Origin of the sequence: Nocardioides humilatus (genome assembly GCF_008373755.1) — a bacterium.
Lineage (GTDB): Bacteria > Actinomycetota > Actinomycetes > Propionibacteriales > Nocardioidaceae > Nocardioides > Nocardioides humilatus.
On record NZ_VUJV01000003.1, the window covers coordinates 389,828 to 414,947 of the forward strand.

A 25,120-nucleotide genomic window follows, 5' to 3' on the forward strand; every position below is an offset into this window, starting at 1 on the left:
CGGGTCAGAGCTCGCTGAGCACCTGCAGCCTGTCGCCGTCGACCCGGTAGGTGGTCCACTCCTGGAGGGGCCACGCCCCGAGCGCCTCGTAGAACTCGATCGCTGGCTGGTTCCAGTCCAGCACGACCCACTCGAACCGCTGGTAGCCCCGGTCGAGCGCGATCCTGGCCAGCGCGACCAGGAAGGCCTTCCCGAAGCCGTGGCCGCGGTGCTCGGGCTCGACGAAGAGGTCCTCCAGGTAGATGCCGGGCGTCCCCGTCCAGGTGGAGTAGCTGCGGTACCAGACGGCCACGCCGACGACCTGTCCGCCGACCTCGGCGACCAGGGCGGAGGCGACCGGGTCGGAGCCGAAGAGCCAGCGCTCGATCAGGTCCGGGGTGTTGGTGACCGCGTCGGGCTCGCGCTCGTAGTCGGCGAGCGCCTGGATCAGCCGCAGGATGTCGGCGATGTCCTCGGGCGTCGCCTCGCGGATCCCGGCGGGCAGGTCGATCATCGCGGAGCGATCAACCCTGGGCGAGGAAGGTGAGCAGGTCCTGCCGCGTGAGTACGCCGACGGGCTTGCCGTCCTCCTGCACGAGCACCGCGTCGGCCGACTCGAGCATGGTCACCGCGTCGCGCGCGTCCTCGGTGGAACCGACGGTCGGCAGCGGGGGCGACATGTGCTGCTCGACGGAGTCGGTGAGGCGCGCGCGGCCGGCGTAGAGGGCGTCGAGGAGGGCGCGGTCGGAGACCGATCCCGCGACCTCGGCGGCCACGATCGGGGGCTCCGCTCGGACGACCGGCATCTGCGAGACGCCGTACTCCTGGAGGATGGCGACCGCCTCGGCGACCGTCTCGCTGGGGTGCGTGTGGACCAGGTCGGGCAGGCGGCCGGACTTGCCGCGGAGCACCTCGCCGACGGTCTGGGCCGCCGACGGAGCACCGGTCGCGAAGCCGTAGGTGGCCAGCCAGTCATCGTTGAAGACCTTCGTCAGATAACCACGGCCTGAGTCGGGCAGGAGGACGACGATCACGGCGTCCTTGCCCCCTGGCGTCTCCGCGAGCTCGCGCGCGAGCTGCGCCGCGGCGAACGCGGCCATCCCAGAGGAGCCGCCGACGAGCAGGGCCTGCTCGCGCGCCAGCCGCCGCGTGTAGGCGAAGGAGTCGGCATCGCTGACCTCGATCACCCGATCGGCGATCGAGCGGTCGTAGGTATCGGGCCAGAAGTCCTCGCCGACGCCCTCGACGAGATAGGGGCGGCCGGTGCCACCGGAGTAGACCGAGCCCGACGGGTCGGCCCCGATCACCTTGATGTCCGGGTTCTGTTCCTTCAGGTAGCGGCCGACGCCGCTGATCGTGCCGCCGGTGCCCATGCCGCAGACGAAGTGGGTGATCTTCCCCTCCGTCTGCCGCCAGATCTCCGGTCCGGTCTCCTCGTAGTGGGATCGCGGGTTGTGCGGGTTGGAGTACTGGTCCGGCTTCCAGGCGCCGGGCTGCGAGGCGAGGCGGTCCGAGACGTTGTAGTAGGAGTCGGGGTGCTCAGGCGCGACGGCGGTCGGGCAGACGACGACCTCCGCGCCGTAGGCCTTGAGCACGTTGCGCTTGTCCTCGCTGACCTTGTCGGGGCAGACGAAGACGCACCGGTAGCCCTTGGCCTGCGCGACCATCGCGAGCCCGACACCGGTGTTGCCGGAGGTCGGCTCGACGATCGTCCCGCCCGGCTGCAGCGCGCCGGAGGCCTCGGCGGCCTCGATCATGCGCGACGCGATCCGGTCCTTCACCGAGCCGCCGGGGTTGAGGTACTCCACCTTCGCGAGCAGCAGCGGAGCCCCCGGCGTGTCGTCAGGGATACCGACGACCTGGTCAGAGAGGCGCACCAACGGGGTGTTGCCGATGAGGTCCAGCAAGGACTCGACGTACTCCATGCCCACAACCTAGCCGCCGCACCCTTCCGACAGGTCACCACCAATCCGGTGCCGCTCCCGCTCCGAAGGCCTTGTGACACCGGTCACACGGGCCGGTCATTTCGAACGGAGTGCACATGAGATCGCGCACCACGACCGGGCGGCCACGGACCGCCCTCGCCGTCACCGGGCTCGGAGGAGTGATGCTGGCCGTCGGCCTCGCCGGCATGGGCCCCATCGCTGCCAACAGCTCCAGCCACCGCGAGGCTCCGCTCATCGCGGGACTTCCGCAGTACGACGCGACCGACCTCTACGCCTTCCGGAGCCCTGACCGGCAGGACACGGTCACGCTGATCGCCAACTGGATCCCGTTCGAGGAGCCTGCCGGCGGTCCGAACTTCTACTCGTTCGCGACCGACGCCCGCTACAACATCAAGGTCGACAACGACGGCGACACCAAGCCGGACATCACCTTCCGATGGACCTTCCAGGATCACTACGTCAGCGGGGACACGTTCCTCTACGCGACCGGCCCGGTGACGTCGCTGAACGACGAGAACCTGAACTTCTACCAGACCTACCGGCTCGAACGGATCGCCAACGGCGAGACCACGGTGCTGAAGAAGAACCGTCGCGTGGTCCCCTCCAACGTCGGCTCGGCCTCGATGCCGGACTACGCCGCGCTGCGCGCGTCGGGCGTCACGAAGGCCGGCCCTGACGGCAGCTACCGCTCGTTCGCCGGGCAGGCGGAGGACCCGTTCTTCCTCGACCTCCGCGTCTTCGACCTGTTGTACGGCGGTGACTTCTCCGAGGGCGGGGACGACACCCTGGCTGGCTTCAACGTCAACTCGGTCGCCCTCCAGGTGCCCCGGAGCGAGCTGGCCAACAGGGGCAAGGTCGGGAAGTTCCCGATCATCGGCACCTGGTCGACCACCGACCGCCGCGGTGTCGACGGCAAGTACCGCCAGGTGTCGCGGCTCGGCAACCCGTTGGTGAACGAGGTCGTGATCCCGCTCAAGGACAAGAACCGGTTCAACGCCTCGCGGCCCAGCAACGACACCCAGTTCCTCGACTACGTCACCTCACCCGAGCTGCCCCACCTGGTCGAGGCGGTCTACGGGGTCGACGCGCCGGCCGAGCCGCGCAACGACCTCGTCTCGGTCTTCCTCACCGGCGTCGACGGGCTCAACATGCCTGCCAACGTGGTGCCGAGCGAGCAGCTCCGGCTCAACATGACCACCCCGGTCACCAGCGACCCGAACTCGCTCGGGGTGATCGCAGGCGACAACCAGGGCTTCCCCAACGGCAGGCGCCTGGCGGACGACGTGATCGACATCGCGCTGCAGGTCGTCGAAGGTGAGCTGGTCGGTCAGCCGAACGATCTTGCTGACGGTGTCTCCACCAACGACGTCGAGTTCCTCGACCAGTTCCCCTACCTCGCGCTGCCTGCCAGCGGGAGCGAGGTGGCTCCCCACGAGGGGGCGCCGTCCGCACCCGGGCAGCAGGACGTGCTCGAGCGTGCCGTGGACCGGCTGCGCAACAGCGGCGCACTGCCGCTGTTCCTCACCGGCGCCGGTGGCGGGGGCCTGTTCGCGGGCGCCGTGCTGATGGTGCGCGGGCGACGTCGGCCCGAGCTCCGACAGGCCAGCTGATCCGATCCGGTCCGGCCGCGCGGTCACGCGCGGCCGGACCTCCGCTCGAGGGAGCCTCCACCATGCGCAAGTACGTCCTCGTCCTGCTCGTCTCCACCGCCCTCGCCGTCTCCGGCGGGATCGGCATCGCCAGCCGATCCGAACCCGAACCGCGCAACGCGGCGGCTCCGGACGTCCGGATCGACCCCGGCGACGGACGCGACCTCACGACGATCATCGCCACCCTGCGTGACACGCTGCGCCGAGTCCCTGAGGACTTCGTGACGTGGGCGAACCTCGCTCTCGCCTACGTCGAGCAGGTGCGGGTCTCGGGAGACACGTCCCTCTACGCTCGGGCCCAGGACGCCGTCGATCGTTCGCTGACGATCGAGCCGGATGACAACGTCCCGGCCCTCGCCGCGACGAGTGCCCTGCATGCGGTGCAGCACGAGTTCGGCGACGCTCTGAAGTACGCCGACCAGGCGCTCGCGATCGATCCCTACTACCCCGCGGCACTGGCGCTGCGGATCGATGCCCTGACCGAGCTCGGCCGCTACGCCGATCAGCTGAGGGCGCTTCGCGTCGCGGACCGGCGCCAGCCCGGAGTGCCGATCGTCGCTCGCTACGCCTACGCCTACGAGCTCCGGGGCGATGTCTCCCGGGCGATCGGCGTCCTGCGCCGCAATGCTGCTTCCGCCACGGGTGGCGACCGGACCCACCTGCTGACCCTGCTCGCCGATCTCGAGCGGCGCCGCGGAAACATCGCGGTGTCCACGCAGCTTCTCGCCACCGTACGTCGCCTGGATCCCGACTATCTCCCCGCCCTCATCTCTCGTGCGCGGCTCGCCGCTGCGGAGGGCCGACCCCACCGTTCGGCTCACCTGTGGCAGCGAATCGTCGTCCTCGCCGACCACCCCGAGCACCACGTGGAGCTCGGTGAGGCCTACCTGGCGCTGGGCCGTCACCGGCTGGCAAAGGAGCAGTTCACCCAGCTGATCGCCTACGCCTCCGACAAGGACGCCGTCGCTCTGGGTCGCGAGCTGGACGTCGCGTTGTTCATGTCGGACCACGCCGACCCCGAGGTCGGACTCGCTGCCGCCCGCGCCGAGTGGCGCAGCCGCAAGGGGATCCCCGCCGCCGACGCCCTCGGCTGGGCGCTGCACCAGGCCGGCAACAGCGAGAAGGCCTTGCGCCTCGCCCGGCTCGCGACCCGCCTCGGCACCCCGGACTCGCACTTCTGGATCCACCGCGGTCTGATCGAGGCTTCCCTGGGGCTGGATCGACAAGCTCAGGACCACCTGACCTACGGCCTTCGCATCAGCGGCGGCATCTCGCCCTGGCAGATCCAGCGCGCCGAGCGGGTCCTTGCCGAGGTGAGGTGACGGACACCGAGAGGCGGGTCGCCGCCATCCGTACAGTGGTGGCGTGAGCAAAGCCGCCGCCGCACGGAAGCTGGCCTCCGCCGCCCTCTACGGCGGCGGAGGCGTGTCAGCGCTCGGAGCGGGTCTCTACGGCGTGATGGTGGCCGAGGCCAAGCTCGCCCGGAAGATCATCGGCCAGGCCGACGCCGAGCCGCCGATCTCCACCGGTTGGTACGGCCGCCGGCGTCCCGGACCGGCGATCCGCATCGCGCTGCTCGGCGACTCGAGCGCCGCCGGCTACGGCCTGCAGCGGGTCGAGGAGACCCCGGGCGCACTCATCGCGAGCGGTGTCTCCGAGCACGCCGACCGGCGCGTCTACCTGCGCGAGTTCTGTGTCGTCGGCGCCCGCTCCTCCGACCTCACCGCCCAGATCGACCGCGCGCTACCGATCGAGCCCGAGGTGGCGGTGATCCTGATCGGCGGCAACGACGTCACCCACACCGTCTTGCCGTCGCACTCGGTGCGCCACCTGTCCGAGGGCGTACGACGCCTCACCGCCGCCGGCACCAAGGTCGTCGTCGGCACCTGCCCCGACCTCGGCACGATCCAACCGATCGCACCTCCGCTGCGCCAGGTCGCGCGCGCCTGGTCGCGTCGACTCGCGGCCGCCCAGACGATCGCGGTGATCGAGGAGAACGGCCGCACCGTCTCCCTCGGCGACGTGCTCGGTCCGGAGTTTGCCGCCGACCCGGCCGTCCTCTTCGGACCCGACCAGTTCCATCCGTCCGCCGAGGGCTACCGGGCGCTGGCCAACGTGCTGCTCCCCTCGATCCTCGCCGCGCTCGACAACGCACCGGCCGAGGAGAGCGCGCTGGAGGCCTACCGCGGCGAGGGCGTGCTGCCCGTGTCCCGCGCGGCCATCCAGGCCGTCAACGCCCCCGGCACCGAACTCGGCGGCACCGAGGTCGCCGGCAAGCGGGCCGGCGTCCGCGGACTCTGGGTCGAACTGCGGCACCGCCGCCGCCGGCCGCAGGCCACCGCCGAGGCCCCCTCGGCCAACGAGGCCGACGCGGACTCCGAGACCGCGACCTCCTAGACCCCAGAAATGGCCGAAGGCCCCGGATCGCTCCGGGGCCTTCGGACTCGTGCAGATCAGTTGTCTTGCAGGATCGCCAGGATGCGCAGCAGGTTGGTGTAGATCCAGACCAGGCTGACGGTCAATGCGAACGACGCCCGCCACGACTCCCGGGCCGGGATGCCGTTGCGGATGCCCTGCTCGATGAAGTCGAAGTCGAGGATGAGCATGAACACACCCAGGACCAGACCGAGGACGGCGAACAGAGCGCCCATCGCGCCGTTGTCGTAGAGGCCGAGGCCCTGGCCGAAGAGGCCGAGCACGATCTCGAGCAGGCTCAGCGCCACCATGCCGAACATCGCCGAGATGACGAACGTGCGGAACTTCTGGCCGACCTGGATGTCGAAGAACTTGTAGGCAGCCAGCGTGCCGCCGAAGGCGGCGAAGGTGCCGAGGACCGCCTGGACGACGATGCCGCCCATGCTGCCGTCAGCGCCGTAGACGGCGTCGTAGAACTTGCTCAGCGCGCCGAGCGCCACGCCCTCGAACACCGCGAACGCGATGACCAGGGCGGGGCTGATGACCCGCTTGAACGAGTTGACCATCGACAGCGCGAACGCGCCGAGGGCACCGATCGTGAGCGCGGCGCTGAGGGCCGGGATCGCGCCAGCCGGGTCGTCGGTGATGTCACCGGTGCCGATCCAGGTGACGGCGGCGGCGACCACGAGCACACCGAGCGTGATCGCGGTCGACTGCACGACCGTGTCGATCGTCATCCGGTCGGAGCTCGCGGGAGCCACCGGCGCGTAGGTGCCCGGCTGCTCGCCGTAGCCCTGCGGCGACTGCGCGTAGCCCTGGTAGGACGCCTGGCCGTAGCCACCGCCCGCTCGGTTGAACTCCTCCGACCGGCGGAAGACGGGGTTGTTGCTCTGCATGGTCTCCTCCGAGGAAATGCCTGGTAGGTGACTCCAGTGTAGGAGCCAGATACCTGTGCAACGTACCGCTTGCCGTTGGCGTTCCCTACGGAGGCTGCTCGTTCACCCCGCGTCGGCGATCCGCACGGTGACCGGTCCGGTGCCCGTCGGGGCCACCTCGACCATCTGCCCGGGCTGCTGCACCGCGGTGCCGCCGTCCACCACGACCTCGTAGCCGTTGGCGTAGTGCAGCGGGCTGACGAACACCTCCGTCGGTTGCGTGATCGTCGGGTCGGGCCGGTAGCGCAGCAGGAAGTCACCGGTCACTGCATCGAACGACATCTTCGTCGGCGTGCCTGCCACGGCCTGCGCATAGGTGCGGACCAGCTTGAGCAGCTTCTCGGTCTTGACCGAGGTGAGGTCGGCGTCGTCGGTGAACATGCCCTGGGCGTCGTCGGCAGTGGTCGGGTCCTCCCAGCGCTTGTAGGCCCAGTGCAGCCAGCTCATCAGGTGCTCGTCGGCCACGGCCGCGTCGATCTCGACGGCGCGGACGTTGTCGGTGGCGCCCCACTCGCTCATCATCGGCACCGCCCTGATCTTCCGCGCCTGGGCGACGGCGTTCTGCTCGCGGTCGCGGCTGAACTTCCAGCAGTTCTCGACCTTGCCGCCGGGGATGCCCTGCGATTCCAGGAAGACGTCTTGGCAGTAGTTGTGCCACGACAGGCCCAGGCGCCGCTCCCCCGCCATCGGCTCGAGGTAGGTCGGCGCCTTCTGGCCGGCGGCGAGCTGCTGAGGCTCCCACCACACGATGTTCTGCGAGTCGAGAGCGCGGATCGCGGTGGTCGCCTTCTCGAAGGCCGGCTGGAGCTCCTTCGTGTAGGACGCGTGGCAGCCCGCCTTCAGGCAGTTGGACCACTCGAGGCCCATCCACGGCTCGTTCATCAGGTCGTAGCCCATGAGGTAGGGCTGGTCCTGCCACCAACCGGCGGCGACCTTCCACGCATCCACCCAGCCGTCGAGCAGCCCGTCCTTGTTGGCCCAGAACCGGTCGAAGACCGTCGACACCTCGGGCGTCCAGTAACCCAGCGGGAAGGGCAGGTTGACCGGCGGAAGCAGGTTGAACGGCGCCGGCCGGATCATCGCCCAGTCGGGCACGCCCTCGCCGCCGTAGGTCTCGTGCCACTGGTCCTGGTGGGCATCGAGCTGCATCCAGATGCCCTGGTCGGCCAGCAGGTCCATGACCCGCTGCCAGCGGTCGCGGTAGGTCTCGTCGCCGATGCCGGCCTGATCGGGCGTGATACCGGCCCACATCGTGCCGAGCCGCACGCCGTTGAACCCGTGGTCCTTCAGCCACTGAGCATCGGCCGCGGTGAACCCGGCCGCCGTTTCCGGCGGCGCGTAGGGCGCCTTCTTCCACACCAGGTTGAAGCCGTGGACGATCACCACCCGCCCGTACTGGTCCACCATCCAGCGGCCCTTGCGGCGCAGCTGCGGCGCGTCGGAGGTCGCGTCGACGGCCGCGACCGTCGAGACGACGGGCTGGCTGACCTCGCGGCGCTCGGCGCGGGCGCTCGGCGCCAGGCCGAGTACGACGGCACCAGCGACCAGCGCGATAGAACACGTTCTAAGGCGGCTCACGCTGGCTCAACGAGGCGAGCCCGGGAAGGTGACTCCCCTCAGGACTTCCGCCGGAGGCGCACCACCGTGTCGCGGACCGGCATCGGTCCCTCCTCGGTCTCCTGCTCCCGGTCCTGCACCTCGGCGACCTCCACCTCCCAGGTGTCGGTCGAGCCGCCCTCGAGGCCGAGGGTCGCCAACAGCTGCTCGGGTGGGAAGAGCAGGCCCGGGCCGTGCGGCCGGCGGGCGCCGCTGTCCACGTCGTGAGGGTGGTGGGCGACCACGAGCAGCCGACCCTCCGGCGCGACCGCAGCGGCGAGGCGGCTGTAGACGCCGTCGAAGTCGTCGCGCGGCACGTGCATGAAGTGCGCGGAGACCAGGTCGAAGCCGTGGGAGCGCCTCGGGTGCCGCGGCGGGTGACCCGACAAGACGTCGTACTCACCGACGCGCACGCGGTGGTCGACCTTGCGCTCGATCGCGTGCTCGGCGGTGCGGTCCAGGGCGACCCGCGACACGTCGACGGCGGTGACCTCCCACCCCTGCTCAGCGAGCCAGATCGCGTCGGCGCCCTCCCCGCAACCCACGTCGAGCGCGTGACCGGGCGTCAGGTCGGCGGTCTGCTCGACCAGCCGCCGGTTGGGCCGGCCGCTCCACACGCGGTCGCTGCCGCCGTACCGCTCGTCCCAGAACTCGCGGGTCAGCGCCTTCCGCATCTCCTCGAGCGTGAGGTCGTGGTCGCGGTCGTCATGGTGGTGGTTCACGTGCCCCCGCTGGGACTCGAACCCAGACTGCGCCGCTTTTAAGGCGGCTTCCTCTGCCGGTTGGGATACAGGGGCCGGCCAAGCACGGGACGTCATACGTCTCGCGCCTCCCGCGGTGCGGGGCGTATGACGTTAGCCCGTCGCCCAGGTCATAAGTAGGTCTGGCGCGGGTGCACGGCATGCGCGCCGGCAACGCGGTCGAGGAAGAGGAACCCCTGGCAGTGGTCCATCTCGTGCTGCAGGGCGCGGGCCTCGAAGGCGTCGGTCTCGAAGGTGACCTGCTCGCCGGTGCCGGGCAGCTGGCCGGTGACGACGAGCCGGCTGGCTCGCTTCACGTCGCCGGTGAAGTCGGGCACGCTCATGCAGCCCTCCCGCGCCTTGTCGTTGCGGCTCGCCTCGACCACCTCCGCGTTGCAGAGGACGAAGGTGCCGTGGTGGGTCCGCGCCTTGGGGTGCTCGGAGACGTCGACGCAGAAGACCTGCGCGGCGACACCGACCTGCTGGGCTGCTAGACCGACGCAACCAGGGCTGACCCGCATCGTGGCCACCAGGTCCGCAGCGAGCTGGACCCACTCCTCGGCAGTCGGATCGACCCGCTCCCCCGCGGTCGCGAGCACCGGGTCAGGCGCGCGCACGACCTCGAGGACCCGGCCGTCGAGGCCGAGCTCGGCCTCGGTCCAGGCGGCGACGCGCTCGCTGTCGGTGCCGTGGGGGCTGTGAGGGCTCACAGGTCGTCGGCCTCGACCGCCCGCAGCGTGGCGGTGACACCGACGTCAGTCGCGGCGGCCTTGATGGATGCCTCGACGGCGGCGGGGTCGGCGGACGACGGCAGGTCGAGCTCGGCGACGAGCAGGTAGAGCTCGCCGGAGAGCCGGGTCGTCAGGTCGGTGATGTTGCCGCCGGCCGAGGCGACCTCGCGGACGATCGCCGACACGATGCCGGGCCGGTCACCGCCGTGCACGGTCAGCACCCACGAGCTGCCGCCGGTCGTCGGCGTCGGCTCGTCGTTGACCGGACGCACCGAGACGTCGAGCTCGCCACCCGCCGTCAGCGGGGTGAGCGCGTGCTCGATCTCGCTCGGCGCCACCCGGCCGTCAGCACCCTCGGTCGAGCACACCAACATCATCGCGAAGTGGCCCCGCAGCAGGGTCATCGTCGTGTCCTCGATGTTGAGCCCGAGATCGGCGAGACCCGCAGTGACCTCGGCGATGATGCCCGGCCGGTCGTGGCCCAGGACGGTGACGGCGTAGAGGCGCGCAGCGGTCATGCCGTCATCCTCCCATCGCCCGTGCCGGGGGTGGAGGCCCTACGCGACTCAGTCGACCTTCACCTCGAGCGAGATGCTGCCCTGGTTGTCGCCGTAGGCGCCGGGCACGCCGACGAAGCCGTAGCCGTCGGCGAAGCCGAGGTAGAGCGTCTGGGCGTCGCTCGGGACCTTGACCTCCTGGGTGCTGCCGCTCGAGGTCTCGCCGTTGCCGATGAAGAAGGGTTCACCGAGGTCCGGGCTCTGGCGCTGCTGGCTGTTGGCCTCGCTGAGGTCGACGACCGCGTCGGCTGCCTGGGTGGGCTGGTCGTCCCCGACGAACACCCCCACCAGGAAGAGCGTGCGGTCGACGTGACTGACACCTGCGATGCCGTTGAAGCCCGACACGCCGGTCGCGGCGAAGGACTGCTCGCCGCCGTCGGGCGACTCCAGGACGCAGCCGTCGCAGGCGCTGATCTTGCCCTCGACCTTCGCGAAGGTCACCTTGCCCGCACCGTCGACCTTGACCTTGACCGGAGCCGTGCCCGGGTCGCTCAGGAGCGCCTTCTCCTCGTCGCCGGCACCAGCCAGGTAGATGTCGGAGGTGCCCGGCACCTTGACGTCGTGCGTCTCGGGTCCGCTCAGCACGACGACCGCGGTCGCGACTCCTCCGATGCCGACAGCGCCGGCGGCGACGCCCGCGCCGATCTTGATCGCAGCGCCCTTCGAAAGCCCCGCGATCGTGCCGTGACCGCCGACGTGGCCCGCGGAGCCCACGGCTCCGACAGCGCTCCCACCTCCACCCGCGCCACCGACCGCGCTTCCTGCGGCACCGCCGCCGATCGCACCCGAGGCCACCCCCGAGCCCGCAGCGCCGGCGACACCGGCGGCGGTGGCGGCCGATGCCGACCCGCTCGTCGCGAGCACGAGCAGCGGCACCGCGCCGGCGGTGACGACCGCGCCGAACGCGACGGCTCCCGCTCGCCAGTCCTGTCCGTGGCGTTGCTGAGCCAGCTGGTCGAGCGCGAGCACCATGTCGGCGGCCGAGCCGGGGCGGTGGGCAGGATCGGGCACGAGGACCGGTCCGAGCAGCCACGCGACGCCCGGATCGAGGTCGTCGACACGCGGCGGCAGCGAGGGCGCCCCGCGGAACAGGTGGGCCAGCAGCGCCGCTGCCGAGTAGAGATCGCTGCGCACCGTCGGAGGCTGGCCGGAGAGGACCTCCGGACTCGCGTAGCCCGGGTCGATGGCCGCGCCCTGCGCGAGGTGGACGCCGCCGGCCTCGTCGACCAGGACGCTCGAGGCGCCGACAGCGCCGCACACACCCCCGGCCTCGTGCAGCCGAGCCAGCTCCGTGAGGAGGCCGCGGCCGATGGCCAGGACCTGCTCGTCCGACAACCCAGCGGAGGCGGTCATGATGCGGAAACTACGCCCCGCGCGACCCGAGCCGCAGACGATTGACCGAGTTGATCAGATGGTGGGCGCCGGCCCCGCGAGCGACCACGCGATGCCGTCGAGGATGTCGGTCTCCGCGACGGTGAGCGTCGGCACCTGCACCCGCCGCAGGACGCGGCTCACGATGAGCGCGCCGGCGTCGATCACGTCGAGCCGCCCCGGGTGCACGTAGCCGAGCGCGAGCCGCTCGGCCCGGGTCAGGTGGACCAGCTCGTCGACCGTGCGGTGCACGTCGTCGATGTCGAGCGCCCGGCCGTGGATCAGCTCGCGGTCGTACGCCGGCAGGCCCAGCACGCCCGCAGCAACCGTCGTCACGGTGCCGGCCACGCCGATGACCGCCGCGGCGGCCGCCGGGTCGACCGGGCAGGCGTCGAGCGCGGCGTCGATGGCCGCGATGCAGGCAGCGAGCTGGTCGTCGGTCGCCGGGTCGCCGCCGAGGCAACGCTCGTGGAGCCGCACCGACCCGATGTCCATCGAGTGCGCGGCCATCGGGCCTTCGGCCCGGGTGCCGAGGATCAGCTCGGTCGAGCCCCCGCCGACGTCGAAGACGAGCACCGGCTCGGGTCCGGGTGTCGTGCCGCGCACGGCCCCGTCGAACGCCAACCGGGCCTCTTCCTCCCCCGACAGCACCTCCGGGTCGATGCCGAGCCGGGCCCGCACCCCCGCCGTGAACTCTGCGGAGTTGTCGGCGTCGCGCGTGGCCGAGGTGGCGCAGAAGCGGATTCGCTCGGCGCCGTGATCGGCGATCAGGCGGGCGTACTCGTCGATCGCCTCGAAGGCCCGCACCAACGCCTCCGGCGCCAACCGACCCGTCGCGTCGACCCCTTGGCCGAGGCGGACCATCCGGCTCTCGCGGACCGCGACCTCGGGGAGGTCGCCGATCAGCAGCTTGATCGTGTTGGTCCCGCAGTCGATCGCGGCGACGGGTTTCGAGGCTCGCTCCGCTCGCACCTCAACCACCGTCAGGCGTCTCCACGCAGGGGCCTGAGGCCCACCACTCGCCGAGCAGCTCGAGCACCTCGTCACCGAACGGGTTCACTCCGGGGCCGGCAGCAAGCGCGTGGCCGGCGAGCACGTGGAGGCACTTCACCCGGACCGGCATGCCGCCCGCAGAGATGCCCTCGATCTCGGGCACCTCGAGGTCGTGGGCTGCACCGACCGCGGCCCGGTCGGCCAGGTAGGCCTCGTGCGCGGCCTGGTAGGCAACGGCGAGCTCGGGGTCGGTCGCGAGGCGGTCCTCCATCTCGCGCATCAGTCCGGAGGACTCGAGGGTGCCGATCTTGGAGTTCACCCGCGGGCAGGTGAGGTAGTAGGTCGTCGGGAAGGGCGTGCCGTTGGGCAGTCGCGGCTCGGTCGTCACGACGTCGGGGTTGCCGCACGGGCAGCGGTGCCCGATCGCGTGGATGCCGCGAGGCGTCCGGCCCAGCTGCGCCGCGATGACCGCCTCGTCGTCAGGGCTGGTCACTCGTCCTCCGACCCCACGATCCGCTTCTTGGGCGGGGCGGGGATCTTGGTAGGCGGGTGACCGGCGACCTTCACCGAGTCCCAGACGCCGTCGTACCAGGCCGGGGTCTCCTGGTCGCCGACCGACGAGGGGTCGTCGAGCTCGGAGTTGGTGAGTGCGTTGCCGTTGGAGTCGACGACCACGTAGGGCGTCTCCCCCGGCTTGACGTAGCCCTTCAGCCGCGCCTGCTGAGCGATGAACGCCGGGTCGTCCCAACGCTCGTTCTCCCGCTCGAGGTCGTCGATCGACGACTCGCGCTCGCTGATCTGCGACTCGAGGGCGTCGAGCTTGTGACGCTGCTGCAGGTAGGCCCGCAGCGACGAGGCGTAGGACACGGCGAGCACGGCCAGCACCAGCACGAGGATCGCGGCGCGACCCGTCAGGCGGGACCGCTGCTTCTCCTCCGCCCGGGCCCGGGCGACCGTGGCGACGCGCTCACGCTCGGCGCGCTTGCGCTCGGGACGCCCAGCCGCGCTCGGCCCGGAGCGAGCCGGGCTGTGCGGCCGCCGACCAGGGTTGCGCCGGTCGCCGGGTGTGGCTGCCATGCGGTCCCCCTTGGTCTCAGCGGTCTCGGTCGTGCGTCGGTGCGGCGGTCAGCCCTGCGATCAGCCCTGGAAGCGCGGGAACGCGCCGGCGCCGGCGTAGCGCGCCGCGTCGCCGAGCTCGTCCTCGATGCGGAGGAGCTGGTTGTACTTGGCGACCCGCTCGGACCGCGCCGGGGCGCCGGTCTTGATCTGGCCGCAGTTGGTCGCGACCGCGAGGTCGGCGATCGTGGTGTCCTCGGTCTCGCCCGAGCGGTGGCTCATCATGTTGCGCATCCCGTTGCGGTGCGCGAGCTCCACGGCGTCGAGGGTCTCGGTGAGCGACCCGATCTGGTTGACCTTCACCAGCATGGCGTTGGCCTGACCGCCGGTGATCCCGCGCTGCAGGCGCTCGACGTTGGTGACGAACAGGTCGTCGCCCACGAGCTGGGTCTTCGAGCCGAGCTGGTCGGTGATGGCCTTCCAGCCGTCCCAGTCGTCCTCGTTGAGCGGGTCCTCGATGCTGACGATCGGGTAGGAGGCGACGAGGTCGGCGTAGTAGGCGATCATCTCGTCGGCGGACTTCTTGGCGCCCTCGAACGTGTAGGCGCCGTCCTCGTAGAACTCACTGGCCGCGACGTCGAGCGCCAGCACGACGTCCTTGCCGAGCTCGTAGCCGGCCTTGCCGATCGCCTCGGCGATCAGGTCGAGCGCGGCGCGGTTGGACTCGAGGTCGGGCGCGAAGCCACCCTCGTCGCCCACGCCCGTCGCGAGACCGCGGCTCTTCAGGACCGACTTCAGCGCGTGATAGACCTCGGCGCCGACGCGGAGGGCCTCGCGGAAGGTCGGGGCGCCGATCGGCGCGATCATGAACTCCTGGATGTCGACGTTGGTGTCGGCGTGGGCACCACCGTTGAGGATGTTCATCATCGGCACGGGCAGCAGGTGGGCGTTGGGGCCACCGACGTAGCGGTAGAGCGGCAGGTCTGCGGAGTCGGCCGCCGCGCGGGCCACTGCGAGCGAGACACCGAGGATCGCGTTGGCGCCGACCTTGGCCTTGTTAGGCGTTGCGTCGACGTCGAGCATGGTCTGGTCGATGAGCCGCTGGTCAGCGGCGTCGAGACCCTCGATCGCGGGACCGAGCACGTTGATCACGGCGTCGACGGCCTGCTGGACGCCCTTGCCGGCGTAGCGGTCACCGCCGTCGCGGAGCTCGACCGCCTCGAAGGCGCCGGTGGAGGCGCCGCTGGGCACCGCGGCCCGGGCGAAGGACCCGTCTTCGAGGAGAACCTCGACCTCGACGGTGGGGTTGCCGCGCGAGTCGAGGATCTCGCGGGCGCCGACGGCTTCGATCGCTGCCACGTGTGTGCTGCTCCTGGGTAGTGCCACATGTCTGGGGGGTCGTACGACGTGAGCCTAGCCGCGCGTCACGCTCGGTTCGGGCACCACCCACCGGGCGAGCCGCCTACCATCGACGGGTGCACGACCTGCTGGACCCGTGGAAGAACCCGGTCACCTACGCGATCCCGTTCTTCTTGCTGAGCATCGCCATCGAGCTGGCGGCCCTGAAGTGGCTCGACCACGGCGAGGGCTCTGTTGCTGGCCACAAGCCGCCGACCGGCTACCACGGCCGCGATGCCCGCACCTCGATGGGCATGGGCGCCATCTCGCTGGTCTTCAGCCTGGCGCTCAAGGTGGGGTCGTTCCTCGTCTACACGGCGGTCTTCGTCTACGTGACGCCCGACGCGATCAAGATGCCGACCGATACCTGGTGGTACTGGGTGCTCGTCATCCTCGCCGTCGACTTCACGTTCTACCTCTCGCACCGGTTCGTGCACCGGGTCAACGTCGGCTGGGCGGCGCACCAGGCGCACCACTCGAGTGAGTACATGAACTTCGCGACCGCACTGCGGCAGAAGTGGAACCCCTGGTTCGAGTTCCTCTTCTGGTTGCCGCTGCCCTTCCTGGGCTTCTCGCCGTGGACGATCTACATGGCCTTCGGCTTCAACCTCGTCTACCAGTTCTTCGTGCACACCGAGACGATCGACAAGCTCTGGCGGCCGATCGAGCTCGTCATGAACACGCCGTCGCACCACCGCGTGCACCACGGCTCCGACCCGGAGTACCTCGACAAGAACTACGCCGGCATCTTCATCATCTGGGACCGGCTGCTCGGCAGCTTCGTGGAGGAGAAGCAGCGACCGACCTACGGGCTGACCAAGCCGGTCAACAGCTACAACCTCATCAAGCTGCAGTACGGCGACTACGCCCAGATCGTCCGCAACGTGCGCGGCGCCCACGGCTGGCGGGAGCGGCTGGGCTACCTGTTCGGCCCACCGGGGTGGGAGCCGCAGCAGCCGGCCGAGCCGGCGCTCAGCCCCGCAGGTGCCGACTGAGGTCGCCCTTCAGGTCGACCGAGAACACCCGGGCGTCGAACCACCACTCGCCCTCGATGCGGTGGAAGGTGTCGGCGTAGCGCCCGATCACGATCGGCTCGATCGGCCGCTCCCCCACCTGCTGGAAGACCGTGTACGACGACCGGCTGGTCGCGCTCGCGCTGTCCTCGTCGACCGTGACGATCGCGTTGGTGGTCACGTGGCGGGTGCGCGGCGTGCCGTCGTCGTAGGTCATCACCAGGTCGCGGTAGAAGCCGCCGATCGCCGCGGCACCCTGCGCGATCGTGACCGGGCCCTCGGGACCCTCGCTGCAGATGCGACCGTGCTTGAAGAGCGCGCCGACCGCATCGAAGTCGCCGGCGTCGATCGCCTCGGCGTAGCGGTAGAGGAGGTTCTCGACCTCGCGTGCGGCGTCGCCCATCAGCTCACGTCGGCTCAGGCGTCGAGGCCGAGCTCAGCCATCCGGTCGGAGTGGAGCTCGGTCAACCGGGTGAACATGCGGCCGAGTGCGGCCAGGTCCATGCCCGGCCGGTCGACGCCGCCGACGAGGAACGCCGTGAGGGCGTCACGGTCGGCAGCGACGCGCTGCGCCTGGATGAGCGCCTCGCCCATGATCCGGCGGCCCCACAGCGCGAGCCGGCCGCCCAGGGGCGCGTCGGCTGCGATGGCCTCCCGGATCCGCTCGATCGCGAACTCCGAGTGCAGGCCCTCCTCGACCGAGGACACCACCAGGTCGCGGGTGTCGGGATCGAGGTAGGCGGCGATCTCGCGGTAGAAGTCGCGGGCCAGGCTGTCGCCGACGTAGGCCTTGACCAGGCCTTCGTACCAGTCGGCGGGCGCCGTGTGGGCGTGGAACTCGTCGAGCGCCTCGTGGAAGGGCGCCATCGCGACGAAGGGGTCCGTGCCGAGCAGCGCGATCCGGTCGACCAGGGGCTGCACCTTCGCGAGCTCGGCGCCGGCCATCTGCGCGAGCGCCAGCTTGTCGGCGAGCGAGGGAGCCAGCGTGGCGTCCTCGACGAGCCGCTCGAAGGCGGACAGCTCGCCGTAGGCGACCACGGCGAGGAGGTCGACGACGGCCTCGCGGTAGGCCGGGTCCGTGAGGGCGGCGGAGAGCTCTACGTCGGATTCAGCCATGGGCGCAGGGTACCGATACCATGGAGCCAGCGAGCCGCTGCCCGACCATGTTCGATCCGGGCGGCGAGAGCTCCCGGCGCACTGCGGACCAACCGGTCCGGCGAGCGCCACGTATGTGCGCGGCTGAGTGTGAATCAGCCGCATCCGACCTGATATCGGCCCCGGCTGAAACTCACTCATCGAAAGCGACAGACCCCTGACTACCGACAGCACCACCCAAGAGACGACCACGCCCACCTTCCGCGACCTCGGCGTGCTCCCGCTGATCTGCGACTCGCTCGAGCGCGCCGGCATCGTCCACCCGTTCGCGATCCAGGAGATGACCCTCTCCGTCGCGCTGCTGGGCACCGACCTCATCGGCCAGGCCCGCACGGGCACCGGCAAGACGCTGGCGTTCGGCATCCCGGTGCTGCAGCGCAGCGTCGCCGTCACCGACCCCGACTACGCCGAGCTGCCGCAGGGCAAGCCGCAGGCGCTCATCGTCGCGCCGACCCGCGAGCTCGCGATCCAGGTCTCCGGCGACCTCGAGCTCGCCGGCAAGGACCGTGGCATGCGCGTGCTCACGATCTACGGCGGCGTCGGCTACGAGCCGCAGCTCGAGGCGCTCGAGGCCGGCGTCGACATCGTCGTCGGCACCCCCGGCCGCCTGATCGACCTCGCCAACCGCAAGGCGCTCGACCTCTCCCACGTGCACGCGCTCGTCCTCGACGAGGCCGACGAGATGCTCGACCTGGGCTTCCTCCCCGACGTCGAGCGACTGCTCAGCCTCACCCCGGAGACCCGGCAGACGATGCTCTTCTCCGCCACGATGCCGGCCCCGATCGTCGCGCTCGCCCGCAGCCACATGCGGCACCCGATGAACATCCGCGCCGAGGCCTCCTACGAGAACGCCACCGTGCCGGCCACCGCGCAGTTCATCTACCAGTCCCACGACCTCGACAAGCCCGAGATGATCGGGCGTCTGCTCCAGGCCGAGGACGTCGGCAAGATCATCGTCTTCACCCGCACCAAGCGCCAGGCCCAGCGGATCGCCGACGACCTCGTCGAGCGCGGCTTCAAGGCCAGCCCGCTGCACGGCGACATGGCCCAGGTGGCGCGCGAGAAGGCGCTGACCCGCTTCCGCGAGGACAAGATCCAGGTGCTCGTCGCGACCGACGTCGCCGCGCGCGGCATCGACGTCCAGGGCGTCTCCCACGTCGTCAACTACACCTGCCCCGAGGACGACAAGACCTACGTCCACCGGATCGGCCGCACCGGTCGGGCCGGCGCCACGGGCATCGCGATCACGCTCGTCGACGCGACCGACATGCATCGCTGGAAGATGATCAACAAGGCGCTCGACCTGCCGTTCGACGAGCCGGCCGAGACCTACTCGACCTCCGAGCACTTCTTCCACGACCAGGGCATCCCGCCGGGCACCAAGGGCCGCATCGTGCCGCCCGCGCCCGTCGAGCGGAAGCCGCGCGAGGACCGCGGCGGTGACCGCAGGCCGCGCGAGGAGCGGGGCGAGCGCTCCGGCTCGAACAACCGCAACCGCAGCCGCACCCGCACGCGCGGCGGCGAGCCCGCCGCGGAGGGCGCTGCCCCCGCGACCACGTCCCCCGCGACCACGTCCACCTCGGGCGAGGCCGGCGAGAAGGCCGAGGGTGGCTCGTCGAGCAACCGCAACCGCAACCGCCGTCGTCGCCGCAGCTCGGGTTCCGGCTCGGGCTCGGGCTCGGCGCAGCAGTCCGCGGCTCCGGTCGAGGCCTGAGCCTCGTGCCTCGCGGCTAGGGTCTGCGGGGTGCCCAGCCGCGAGGACATCGTCGCCTTCCACGACCCGCCGGTCCCCGAGGGCGCCTCGCCCTGGGTGGACGGCGCCGGTCCGGCCACGGACATCGAGATCGTCGAACCCGATCCGACCTGGCCCGAGGCCTACGACGACCTGGCCGGCCGGATCCGCGGTGCGCTCGGCTGGCGGGCGATCCTCATCCAGCACGTCGGTTCGACGTCGGTGCCCGACCTGCCTGCCAAGCCGGTCATCGACATCGACCTGGTCGTGGCCGACCCCGACGACGAGGCTGCCTACCTCGCGGCACTCGAGGCTGCGGGGTTCGAGCTGCGCGTGCGCGAGCCGTGGTGGTTCGGCCACCGTGCGCTGCGCTCGACGGCTCCGCTGTGCAACCTCCACGTCTTCGGCCCGGACAGCCCTGAGGTCGTGAAGCACCGGATCTTCCGCGACTGGCTCCGCGGCAACAGCGCCGACCGCGAGCTCTACGCCGCGACGAAGCGCGAGGCAGCCGCGGCGGCCACCGCCTCGGGCGAGGACATGATGCAGTACAACGCCCGCAAGGAGCAGGTGGTGCGGGAGATCTACCAGCGCGCGTTCATCGCGATGGGTCTGCTGGACGGCTGAGCCGCCCGAGCCGACCCGGGCCGACCGGCTACTCCTCGCCGCCGGCCGACCGGGTCGCCCGCTCGGCGATGGCGTGCTCGTCAGTGCGATCGTCGTAGGACCAGAAGTCGCGCAGCCACACCGCTGTGCCGACGACCCCCGCCACGCACGCGACACCGCCGCTGGTGATCGCCCCGCGCACCGACCACAGGTCGGCCGCGACACCGGCGCGCACCTGCCCGCCCAGCGGTCCGAGCGAGTAGGACAGCATCTCGATGCCGGCCAGCCGCCCGCGCATGGCCTCGGGGATGGTCTGGCTCCACACCGTGCTGCGGAAGATGCCCGAGGTCATGTCGGCCGCCCCGGACAGCGCGAGCATCACGACCACCAGGCCGAAGGACGGCATCACGCCCGCCAGCGCCACGCAGCCGCCGTAGGCGATGGCGGCGATGACGATCGCCCGACCGTGGTGGTGGACCCGACCGGTCCAGCCGGACAGGACCGTCGCGACCACGGCACCGATGGTCTCGGCGGAGTAGAGCAGGCCCAGCAGCTCGGGCCGCTCGAACACCTCCTCCGCGAGCGCGGGGAAGAGCACGACCGGCAGCGCCAGCAGCATCGCGGCGATGTCGACGAGGTAGGTGCCGAGCAGGTCGCGGCGGCTGAGGGCGTAGCGCATGCCCTCGCTGATCGCGGCCAGGCTGGGCGGCGTCGTCTCCGCGCGGTGCGGGTAGTGCTGCATCAGCCGGTAGAGCACCGTGGCGACGAGCAGTCCCGTGACGTCGACGACGAAGCACCACCCGATGCCGACGTAGGCGACGAGCAGGCCACCGAGCATCGGGCCGGCAAGCACGCCGATCTGCATGCCGAAGCTCGACAGCGCATTAGCCGCCGTGAGCTGGTCGTGCGCCACGGTGCGCGGCATCAGCGCCTCGCGGGAAGGTCGCTGCATCGCCGAGGTGCTGACCAGCAGCGCCGCGATGACGAAGATGACCAGGATGCTCGGCTCGTCGCGGAACGCGTTGACCGCGAGCACGCCGGTCAGCAGCGCCTGCGCGACCCCGAGACCGACCAGGAGCCGGCGCCGGTCGACGTGGTCGGCCAGCGCGCCGCCGTACAGACCGAAGACGACGAGGGGCACCAGCTCGACCAGGCCGATGGCACCGACCGCGAAGTTGGAGCCGGTCAGCGTGTAGATCTGGAACGGGATCGCGACGTAGCTGACCATCGCGCCGAAGTAGAAGACCGTGCCGGCGACCAGGAGCAGCCGGAAGTCGCGGGAGGTCCGCCACGGGGTCAGGTCCATGCGCAGCGCGCGCAGCCGGTCGGCCCAGCTCATCGGGTGCTCATCGTTCGTCGGGTCCGGGGCTCAGGCGGTGACGACGACCGTGGTGCCGATGGGCGCGAAGTCCCACAGCGCGATGGCGTCGGGGGTGCGCTGTCGGATGCAGCCGTGGGACTGGGGTGTGCCGAGCTGGGCGATGGTCTGCAGCGGCACGCCGTTCTTCGCGGGGATCGTGTGGAAGCCGATCGACCCGCCCTCGTCGCCGTGGGTGAAGCGGACGAAGTACTGCATCGTGCCCGAGTCGTCGATGCCGACGGCCCACCGCGACCGCGCGTAGACGTCATAGGTGCCGGTGTCGAGGTTGTCGGTCAGGCTGCCCGAGACCAGGTAGGTGCGCAGCACCTTCCCCGCTTCTCCGACCAGCCACACGCGCTGCGATCCCTCGCTGAAGACGATCCGGCGGCCCGTGCCCGACCCGGCGGGGAGCGCCGTCGTCGAGGTGGGCGTCGTGGGGGTGGTCGTGCGGTCCGAGGTGGTCGACGGTGCGACGGACTTCCCGTCGGCGGAGCGGTCGCTTCCCCGCTCCTCGGCAGCGCCGGGCAGCGTCTTCGCCAACGGCTCGACCGAACCCGCAGCAGCACTGGCACCCTCAGGACCCGACGGGATCAGGCCGAAGCCGCCGAGCACCGCGATGCCCGTGACCATCAGCGCCGCGGTGAGGATCGCGATGCGCCCATAGCGAGGGCGTACGTCGGCCCGCCGCTTCCCCGCGACAGGTGCTGGGCGACGGCGCCCCCCACCGGGCTGAGCCCGGTGCTGGCCGCCACGTCCGACGTCGGTCACTGCTGCGTCACTTCGACGTGGCCGCCCGCTTGATCAGGTTGCCGGCCACCTCGCGGTAGGCCTCGGCTCCCTTGCTGGTGCGACTCGTCGCCAGGATCGACCGACCTGCGGCCGGCGCCTCGGCGAACTTGATCGTCTTCGGGATCGGCGGCTCGATCACGGCGAGGTCGTAGGTCTCGGAGATCGTGTCGAGCACGGTGCGCGCGTGGTTGGTGCGGCCGTCGTAGAGCGTCGGCAGCACGCCCCAGACCTCGAGGTCGCGGTTGGTGAAGCGGCGCACGTCGTGGACGGTGTCGAGCAGTTGGCCCACGCCTCGGTGCGACAGGGTCTCGCACTGGAGGGGCACGACGACGCCGTCGGCCGCGGTGAGCGCGGCGACCGTCAGCACGCCGAGCGACGGCGGGCAGTCGAGAAGGATCCAGTCGTAGTGGGTGCCGCTCGCGCGCAGATCCTCGATGACCGTGCGGATGACGTGCTCGCGACCCGTGCGGGTCAGGAGGTCGGCCTCCGCGCGCGCCAGCTCGATCGTGGCCGGCAGCAGGTCGACGCCGTCCTCGGTCGCGAGGATGACCTCGGTCGCGTCGATGCCCTTGGTGAGCACGTGGTGCACCGAGATCTCGAGGTCCTCGGGGTCGATGCCCAGGGAGAAGGTCAGGCAGGCCTGTGGGTCGAGGTCGACGAGCAGCACGGACTGGCCCCGCTCGGCCAGCGCGGCGCCGATCGAGGCGACGCTGGTCGTCTTCGCGACGCCGCCCTTCTGGTTGGCGACAGCGAGGACGGTGCTCCGGGGGGCCTTGGTGCTCATCGAGGGACATCATGCCGGACACCCGGATGCCGTTGGGTGATCGACCTGTTTCACTTTCAGGCATGTCGACCTCCCTCGTCACCGGCGCGACCGCCGGCATCGGCCTCGAGTTCGCCCGTCAGCTCGCCGCTCGCGGCGACGACCTCGTGCTCGTCGCACGCGACACCGCGCGGCTGGAGGAGGTCGCCGCCGACCTGCGCTCCTCGTTCGGCGTGGCGACCGAGGTGATCTCCGCCGACCTCACCGACGACGCACAGCTGGCCGTGGTCGAGGCCCGTCTCGCGGACGTCGACCGGCCGGTCGACGTACTCGTCAACAACGCGGGGTTCGGTCTCAAGAACGGCTTCCTCGACAACGACGTCGCCGTCGAGCAGGCCCAGCAGGACGTCTTGGTGCGGGCCGTCCTGCGCCTGACGCACGCGGCTCTCGGCGGCATGGTGGAGCGCGGGCACGGCGGCGTCATCAACGTGTCGAGCGTGGCCGCCTTCCTCCCGCGGGGCACCTACAGCGCCGCGAAGGCATGGGTCAACAGCTTCAGCGCGTGGGCCCACAACGAGTACTCCGGCCGCGGCGTCACCGTCATGGCCCTCTGCCCCGGTTTCGTGAAGACCGAGTTCCACCAACGCCTCGGCATCGACCGTGACGCCAGCGCCCCGAAAATCCTCTGGCTCGAGCCCGACCGGCTGGTCCGCGAGGCCCTCGCCGACTTCGACAAGGGCAAGCCGATGTCGATCCCCAGCAAGCGCTACAAGACGATCGTCACCGCCACCCGCCTGGTCCCGCGCCCGGTGCTCCAGCGCTTCCAGTCGCTCGGCCGGAAGTAGACGATCAGCCCTCGCCGGCAATAAAGGCGCGTACGGCGTCGGCGACGAGCTGGACGGCGATCGCGGAGAGCAGGAGGCCGGCGATGCGGGTCACGAGCATGACGCCGCCGTCGCGGATCACCTTGAGGATCGGCAGCGAGTAGCGCATGGCGGCCCACAGCGCCAGGTGGACGCCGACGATGCCGAGCGCGACCGCGGAGAGCTCCTGGGTGCTGTCGATGCCCTTGACGAAGAGCATCGTCGCGACGATCGCGCCGGGGCCGGCGAGGAGCGGCGTGCCGAGGGGTACGAGCGCGACGTTGGTGTCGCCGTTGGCCTTGGGCTCGGCCTCGTTGCCGGTCAGCAGCTCGAGGGCGACGAGGAGCAGCAGCAGACCGCCGGCGCACTGGAGCGCAGGCAAGGAGATGTGCAGATAGCTCAGGATCTGCTGGCCGAAGAACGCGAACGCGGTGATGACGAGGAAGGACACCGCGACGGCCTGCCAGGCGTAGCGGCGCGAGGTCGAGGCGCTACGACCGCTGGTCAGCGTGAGGAAGATCGGCACGGTGCCGACGGGGTCCATGATCACGAAGAGCGTCACGAAGACCTCGACGAGCAGGGTCCAGTCCACGATGTTCATGCCGCTCCCACCAGTGCGGTCGGTGATCCGAGCTCGTCGGCCCGGGCCAGGATGCGTTCGAGCTGGTCGGGGGCGGTCGTCTCGACGCCGAGGTGGTGACCCACCTTGCCCGTGCCGTGGTAGTCGCTCGAGCCGGTGACGACCAGGTCCAGACGTTCAGCGACCACCCGCAGGCGCGCGCGTTGGGTGCGGTTGTGATCGAGGTGATCGACCTCGATGCCGTAGAGCCCCGCTTCCTTCAGCCGGGCGAACGTCTTCTCGTCCAGCACACCGACCCCTGCTCGGCCCCACGGGTGGGCCACGACAGGCACTCCCCCGGCACGGGTCACGATGTCGAGCATCCGGACCAGCTCGGCGGCATAGCGGTCGACGTAGGCCGGGCGTCCTTGGGCGAGGTAGCGGGTGAAGGCCTCGTCACGGTCGCGCACCGCCCCGAGCCGCACGAGGAGGTCGGCGACGTGGGGCCGGCCGGTCGCGGCAGCGTCGACGGTGATCTCGGCCAGCGCGTCCTCGGTCGCGCCCGCGATCCCCAGGCGTCGCAGCCGGTCGAGCATCATCGGCACCCGGTCCTCGCGCCCGTCGACGATGCGGCCCAGCTCGGCGACCAGCCCGGGGTCCGCGGCGTCGGGGAGGTAGGCCAGCAGGTGCACCCCGAAACCGCGGTAACGCGTGCTGACCTCGATCCCGCGCACGAGGGCGATGCCCGCGGCGTCGGCTTCGGCAGCGGCCTCCGCCCAGCCGGCGGTGTTGTCGTGGTCGGTCAGCGCGACGACGTCGAGACCGGCGGCGACCGCCGAACGCACCAGCTGGGCCGGCGCCTCGGTGCCGTCGCTGACCCGGGAATGGGCGTGGAGGTCGATCCGCACCGGACCAAC

Annotated in this window: 26 protein-coding genes and 1 tRNA gene; 7 read left to right on the forward strand and 20 right to left on the reverse strand. The window is 70.9% G+C overall.

Annotated elements, in window-relative coordinates; translation table 11 throughout:
- Positions 1–4: 4 nt before the first annotated feature.
- Complete coding sequence (locus tag F0U44_RS09660; RefSeq protein ID WP_149728089.1) at positions 5–493, reverse strand: GNAT family N-acetyltransferase; 489 nt, start codon at positions 491–493, stop codon at positions 5–7.
- A gap of 10 nt (positions 494–503) precedes the next feature.
- On the reverse strand, positions 504–1,904 hold the full coding sequence (locus tag F0U44_RS09665) for a cystathionine beta-synthase (RefSeq protein ID WP_149728090.1): 1,401 nt from the start codon (positions 1,902–1,904) through the stop codon (positions 504–506).
- 116 nt (positions 1,905–2,020) lie between these two features.
- Here F0U44_RS09665 and F0U44_RS09670 point away from each other — a divergent pair, with 116 nt between their 5' ends.
- The 3 genes from F0U44_RS09670 (at position 2,021) to F0U44_RS09680 (ending at position 5,971) form a co-directional block, all read left to right on the forward strand.
- Positions 2,021–3,535: a DUF4331 domain-containing protein gene (locus F0U44_RS09670; RefSeq protein ID WP_149728091.1), complete on the forward strand. Its 1,515-nt coding sequence runs from the start codon at positions 2,021–2,023 to the stop codon at positions 3,533–3,535.
- Positions 3,536–3,597: 62 nt separating this feature from the next.
- Positions 3,598–4,896, forward strand: coding sequence for a tetratricopeptide repeat protein (locus F0U44_RS09675; RefSeq protein WP_149728092.1), 1,299 nt, complete (start codon positions 3,598–3,600; stop codon positions 4,894–4,896).
- 43 nt (positions 4,897–4,939) lie between these two features.
- On the forward strand, positions 4,940–5,971 hold the full coding sequence (locus F0U44_RS09680) for an SGNH/GDSL hydrolase family protein (RefSeq protein ID WP_149728093.1): 1,032 nt from the start codon (positions 4,940–4,942) through the stop codon (positions 5,969–5,971).
- Positions 5,972–6,027: 56 nt separating this feature from the next.
- Here F0U44_RS09680 and F0U44_RS09685 read toward each other — a convergent pair whose 3' ends face one another.
- The 11 genes from F0U44_RS09685 to eno all read right to left on the reverse strand — a co-directional run bounded on the left by F0U44_RS09685 (position 6,028) and on the right by eno (position 15,327).
- Positions 6,028–6,885 carry a Bax inhibitor-1/YccA family protein gene (locus F0U44_RS09685; RefSeq protein ID WP_149728094.1) on the reverse strand — a complete coding sequence of 286 codons (858 nt, stop codon included), beginning with the start codon at positions 6,883–6,885 and terminating at the stop codon, positions 6,028–6,030.
- 102 nt (positions 6,886–6,987) lie between these two features.
- Positions 6,988–8,502: a glycoside hydrolase family 5 protein gene (locus tag F0U44_RS09690; RefSeq protein WP_149728095.1), complete on the reverse strand. Its 1,515-nt coding sequence runs from the start codon at positions 8,500–8,502 to the stop codon at positions 6,988–6,990.
- 38 nt (positions 8,503–8,540) lie between these two features.
- Positions 8,541–9,242 carry a class I SAM-dependent methyltransferase gene (locus F0U44_RS09695; RefSeq protein ID WP_223163636.1) on the reverse strand — a complete coding sequence of 234 codons (702 nt, stop codon included), beginning with the start codon at positions 9,240–9,242 and terminating at the stop codon, positions 8,541–8,543.
- A 1-nt stretch (position 9,243) separates the two neighbouring features.
- Positions 9,244–9,317, reverse strand: a tRNA-Leu gene (locus F0U44_RS09700).
- Positions 9,318–9,391: 74 nt separating this feature from the next.
- Positions 9,392–9,970: a peptide deformylase gene (gene def, locus F0U44_RS09705; RefSeq protein ID WP_149728096.1), complete on the reverse strand. Its 579-nt coding sequence runs from the start codon at positions 9,968–9,970 to the stop codon at positions 9,392–9,394.
- Positions 9,967–10,509, reverse strand: coding sequence for a glycine cleavage system transcriptional repressor (locus F0U44_RS09710; protein ID WP_149728097.1), 543 nt, complete (start codon positions 10,507–10,509; stop codon positions 9,967–9,969). Before F0U44_RS09710 ends, def begins: the two co-directional genes overlap by 4 nt.
- 48 nt (positions 10,510–10,557) lie before the next feature.
- The gene (locus F0U44_RS09715) at positions 10,558–11,901 is read right to left on the reverse strand and encodes a protein kinase family protein (protein WP_149728098.1); all 1,344 of its coding nucleotides are present in this window, start codon (positions 11,899–11,901) and stop codon (positions 10,558–10,560) included.
- A gap of 54 nt (positions 11,902–11,955) precedes the next feature.
- Positions 11,956–12,891 carry a Ppx/GppA phosphatase family protein gene (locus F0U44_RS09720; protein ID WP_246160404.1) on the reverse strand — a complete coding sequence of 312 codons (936 nt, stop codon included), beginning with the start codon at positions 12,889–12,891 and terminating at the stop codon, positions 11,956–11,958.
- Between the two features lies 1 nt (position 12,892).
- Positions 12,893–13,405, reverse strand: a complete 513-nt coding sequence (locus tag F0U44_RS09725) for a DUF501 domain-containing protein (RefSeq protein ID WP_149728099.1) — start codon at positions 13,403–13,405, stop codon at positions 12,893–12,895.
- Positions 13,402–13,989: an FtsB family cell division protein gene (locus F0U44_RS09730; RefSeq protein ID WP_149728100.1), complete on the reverse strand. Its 588-nt coding sequence runs from the start codon at positions 13,987–13,989 to the stop codon at positions 13,402–13,404. The genes F0U44_RS09725 and F0U44_RS09730 overlap by 4 nt, the downstream gene beginning before the upstream one ends.
- 60 nt (positions 13,990–14,049) lie before the next feature.
- Positions 14,050–15,327: a phosphopyruvate hydratase gene (eno, locus tag F0U44_RS09735; protein ID WP_149728101.1), complete on the reverse strand. Its 1,278-nt coding sequence runs from the start codon at positions 15,325–15,327 to the stop codon at positions 14,050–14,052.
- Between the two features lie 116 nt (positions 15,328–15,443).
- Here eno and F0U44_RS09740 point away from each other — a divergent pair, with 116 nt between their 5' ends.
- A complete protein-coding gene (locus F0U44_RS09740; RefSeq protein ID WP_149728102.1) occupies positions 15,444–16,361 on the forward strand; it encodes a sterol desaturase family protein in 918 nt (305 codons plus the stop codon).
- Here F0U44_RS09740 and F0U44_RS09745 read toward each other — a convergent pair.
- Both F0U44_RS09745 and F0U44_RS09750 read right to left on the reverse strand, forming a co-directional pair.
- Positions 16,339–16,782 carry a nuclear transport factor 2 family protein gene (locus tag F0U44_RS09745; RefSeq protein WP_149728103.1) on the reverse strand — a complete coding sequence of 148 codons (444 nt, stop codon included), beginning with the start codon at positions 16,780–16,782 and terminating at the stop codon, positions 16,339–16,341. The two genes, F0U44_RS09740 and F0U44_RS09745, sit on opposite strands and share 23 nt — an antisense overlap.
- Positions 16,783–16,796: 14 nt before the next feature.
- Positions 16,797–17,495, reverse strand: a complete 699-nt coding sequence (locus F0U44_RS09750; protein WP_149728104.1) for a ferritin-like fold-containing protein — start codon at positions 17,493–17,495, stop codon at positions 16,797–16,799.
- A 253-nt stretch (positions 17,496–17,748) separates the two neighbouring features.
- On the opposite strand from F0U44_RS09750, the gene F0U44_RS09755 reads away from it, so the two are divergent.
- Positions 17,749–19,248, forward strand: a complete 1,500-nt coding sequence (locus tag F0U44_RS09755; RefSeq protein ID WP_149728105.1) for a DEAD/DEAH box helicase — start codon at positions 17,749–17,751, stop codon at positions 19,246–19,248.
- Between the two features lie 30 nt (positions 19,249–19,278).
- Positions 19,279–19,890: a GrpB family protein gene (locus F0U44_RS09760; protein WP_149728106.1), complete on the forward strand. Its 612-nt coding sequence runs from the start codon at positions 19,279–19,281 to the stop codon at positions 19,888–19,890.
- Between the two features lie 28 nt (positions 19,891–19,918).
- Here F0U44_RS09760 and F0U44_RS09765 read toward each other — a convergent pair whose 3' ends face one another.
- The 3 genes from F0U44_RS09765 to F0U44_RS09775 are packed head-to-tail and all read right to left on the reverse strand — an operon-like array spanning position 19,919 to position 22,802.
- Entirely contained in the window at positions 19,919–21,208 is a 1,290-nt protein-coding gene (locus F0U44_RS09765) for an MFS transporter (RefSeq protein WP_149728107.1), read from the reverse strand.
- Between the two features lie 30 nt (positions 21,209–21,238).
- Complete coding sequence (locus F0U44_RS09770) at positions 21,239–21,997, reverse strand: L,D-transpeptidase (RefSeq protein ID WP_149728108.1); 759 nt, start codon at positions 21,995–21,997, stop codon at positions 21,239–21,241.
- Positions 21,998–22,004: 7 nt separating this feature from the next.
- Positions 22,005–22,802 (reverse strand): ParA family protein, encoded by a 798-nt coding sequence (locus F0U44_RS09775; protein ID WP_149728109.1) that lies wholly within the window; start codon positions 22,800–22,802, stop codon positions 22,005–22,007.
- A 62-nt stretch (positions 22,803–22,864) separates the two neighbouring features.
- On the opposite strand from F0U44_RS09775, the gene F0U44_RS09780 reads away from it, so the two are divergent.
- Positions 22,865–23,626 carry an SDR family NAD(P)-dependent oxidoreductase gene (locus tag F0U44_RS09780; protein WP_149728110.1) on the forward strand — a complete coding sequence of 254 codons (762 nt, stop codon included), beginning with the start codon at positions 22,865–22,867 and terminating at the stop codon, positions 23,624–23,626.
- Positions 23,627–23,630: 4 nt separating this feature from the next.
- On the opposite strand, the gene F0U44_RS09785 is transcribed toward F0U44_RS09780, so the two are convergent.
- Positions 23,631–24,245, reverse strand: coding sequence for a MarC family protein (locus tag F0U44_RS09785; protein WP_149728111.1), 615 nt, complete (start codon positions 24,243–24,245; stop codon positions 23,631–23,633).
- Positions 24,242–25,111 (reverse strand): PHP domain-containing protein, encoded by an 870-nt coding sequence (locus tag F0U44_RS09790; protein ID WP_149728112.1) that lies wholly within the window; start codon positions 25,109–25,111, stop codon positions 24,242–24,244. Before F0U44_RS09790 ends, F0U44_RS09785 begins: the two co-directional genes overlap by 4 nt.
- Positions 25,112–25,120 lie beyond the last annotated feature (9 nt).

Coding starts and splice junctions, on each gene's coding strand:
- F0U44_RS09660 (WP_149728089.1), bottom strand. CDS start 493: ATGATCGACCTGCCCGCCGGGATCCGCGAGGCGACGCCCGAGGACATC.
- F0U44_RS09665 (WP_149728090.1), bottom strand. CDS start 1,904: ATGGAGTACGTCGAGTCCTTGCTGGACCTCATCGGCAACACCCCGTTG.
- F0U44_RS09670 (WP_149728091.1), top strand. CDS start 2,021: ATGAGATCGCGCACCACGACCGGGCGGCCACGGACCGCCCTCGCCGTC.
- F0U44_RS09675 (WP_149728092.1), top strand. CDS start 3,598: ATGCGCAAGTACGTCCTCGTCCTGCTCGTCTCCACCGCCCTCGCCGTC.
- F0U44_RS09685 (WP_149728094.1), bottom strand. CDS start 6,885: ATGCAGAGCAACAACCCCGTCTTCCGCCGGTCGGAGGAGTTCAACCGA.
- F0U44_RS09710 (WP_149728097.1), bottom strand. CDS start 10,509: ATGACCGCTGCGCGCCTCTACGCCGTCACCGTCCTGGGCCACGACCGG.
- F0U44_RS09715 (WP_149728098.1), bottom strand. CDS start 11,901: ATGACCGCCTCCGCTGGGTTGTCGGACGAGCAGGTCCTGGCCATCGGC.
- F0U44_RS09730 (WP_149728100.1), bottom strand. CDS start 13,989: ATGGCAGCCACACCCGGCGACCGGCGCAACCCTGGTCGGCGGCCGCAC.
- F0U44_RS09745 (WP_149728103.1), bottom strand. CDS start 16,782: ATGGGCGACGCCGCACGCGAGGTCGAGAACCTCCTCTACCGCTACGCC.
- F0U44_RS09750 (WP_149728104.1), bottom strand. CDS start 17,495: ATGGCTGAATCCGACGTAGAGCTCTCCGCCGCCCTCACGGACCCGGCC.
- F0U44_RS09765 (WP_149728107.1), bottom strand. CDS start 21,208: ATGAGCTGGGCCGACCGGCTGCGCGCGCTGCGCATGGACCTGACCCCG.
- F0U44_RS09775 (WP_149728109.1), bottom strand. CDS start 22,802: ATGAGCACCAAGGCCCCCCGGAGCACCGTCCTCGCTGTCGCCAACCAG.
- F0U44_RS09780 (WP_149728110.1), top strand. CDS start 22,865: ATGTCGACCTCCCTCGTCACCGGCGCGACCGCCGGCATCGGCCTCGAG.
- F0U44_RS09785 (WP_149728111.1), bottom strand. CDS start 24,245: ATGAACATCGTGGACTGGACCCTGCTCGTCGAGGTCTTCGTGACGCTC.